The 1,568-nt window shown below is 64.1% G+C and carries 2 protein-coding genes; one reads left to right on the forward strand and one right to left on the reverse strand.

Translation table 11 applies throughout. From position 1 onward, the window contains the following. Window positions 1-414, forward strand: a 414-nt coding sequence (locus EOD15_RS33990; protein ID WP_127409285.1) for a TIGR01459 family HAD-type hydrolase, incomplete at its 5' end; no start/stop codon positions are given. On the opposite strand, the gene EOD15_RS33995 is transcribed toward EOD15_RS33990, so the two are convergent. Then, window positions 401-1,411 carry a sugar-binding transcriptional regulator gene (locus EOD15_RS33995; RefSeq protein ID WP_023811047.1) on the reverse strand — a complete coding sequence of 337 codons (1,011 nt, stop codon included), beginning with the start codon at window positions 1,409-1,411 and terminating at the stop codon, window positions 401-403. The genes EOD15_RS33990 and EOD15_RS33995 overlap by 14 nt on opposite strands. Window positions 1,412-1,568 lie beyond the last annotated feature (157 nt).

Here is a 1,568-nt window from a genome sequence, read left to right on the forward strand (position 1 = left end):
GACCGCTTTGACCTCGACCATTATCGTAGGCTGTTCGCGCCGGCTGCAGAGCGGCGGGTGCCGTGTTTCTGCACCAATCCCGACATCATCATGCTGACGGCCGTTGGCCCTCGCTTCGGCGCCGGCCGTCTTGCCGATCTCTACGAAAGCCTGGGCGGCAGCGTTACCCGCATCGGCAAGCCCGACACGGCGATTTTCGACGCCGCGCTGGCGCTGGCCGGCAAGCCGGACCGTGGCGCCGTGGTCTGCGTCGGCGACAGCGTCGAGCATGACATATCGGGAGGAAACAGCGCCGGTATCGCCACGGCGCTGGTGCTGAGCGGAATACTGGCGGACACACCGGATCTCGCCGCTGTTTTCGACGAACAGCAGGCCTGGCCGGACTACATCATGGACAGCTTCAGCTTCCGCTGACCGCTTCCAGCATGCGCCGCGCGCTCTCCTCGTCGGTGATCAGGATGGTTGGGGCGATGAGGGTCATGGCGCCGAGCAGCGCTTCGGTTTTCTCCTCGCCACCGGAGGTGAGGATACGGATCGGCGCCTTGCGCAGACGGTCGACATCCACCGACATCACGTGGCTGTTGACCGGATGGTCGACCAGATCGCCGTTGCGGTCGAAGAAATGGAACAGGAGGTCACCCACGGCGCCTCGCGCAAGCAGGGCCTCCCGATCCGCCTCCTTGAGAAAGCCGCCGCGAGAGAAGGTGGTGGCCGAGGCAATCCCGCCGACGCTCAGCAGAACGGCATCGAGCACGTCGGCCATTTCGAAAATCTCCTGCAGGCCGCAGCGCTCGATCAGTGCGATCTTGGTCTCGACGCTGTCGACGACGGCTGGTGTCGGCATTAGATAGCCGTCGCCCTGAAATATCTGAGCGAAGCGCCAGGCGAACTCGGCTGGGTTGACCCGGCGCACGACGCCGACGCCGCCAAGCAGCGAAATCACCTTGAAGTCGGTGAGCGACTTGGCGCTGATGAAGGGCAGGCTCGAGAACAGCGTCTGCCCCCAGCCGACGCCGACCCGCATGCCGGACTTCATCGTGTCCGACAGGAAACTGCCGGTTTTGGCGCTGATCGCCGGTATGGGATCGGCATCGGGTGCCGAAAGCGGCGCCACCAGCGCCTGCTGCAGCCCGAACGTCTTCTCCAGCGCGCGCTCAAGCCGCACGATTTCCGACAATTCGCTCTCGATGGTGATCTTCACTTCGTTGCGCGCCCGGGCATCCGCCAGCATGCGCACGATGGTGACGCGACCGACGCCGAGCACGTCGGCGATCTCGTTCTGCGTCATCTGTTCGACGAAATACATCCAGGCGGCGCGAATCCTGAGGCGATCCGTCCGGCTTTCGCTGGCGACCTGCTCGGTTGCCTCGCCTCGACCGTCTTCGCTTTCGCCCTGCCGTCGTCTGCCCAAGTCTGTCTCTCCCCTGCGGCGACGGACGAGCGCTCTGCCGCCGATTCTGCATGCTGGTCTAGTATCGCCTATTGATCTACCAATCGATAGGAACAATGTAGAGAGTGGCGGCTGCCCCGCCTGGCGGCTATCCGCAGCAAATTTTAAGGCGATCCGC

This window comes from Mesorhizobium sp. M7A.T.Ca.US.000.02.2.1 (genome assembly GCF_003996995.1).
GTDB lineage: Bacteria > Pseudomonadota > Alphaproteobacteria > Rhizobiales > Rhizobiaceae > Mesorhizobium.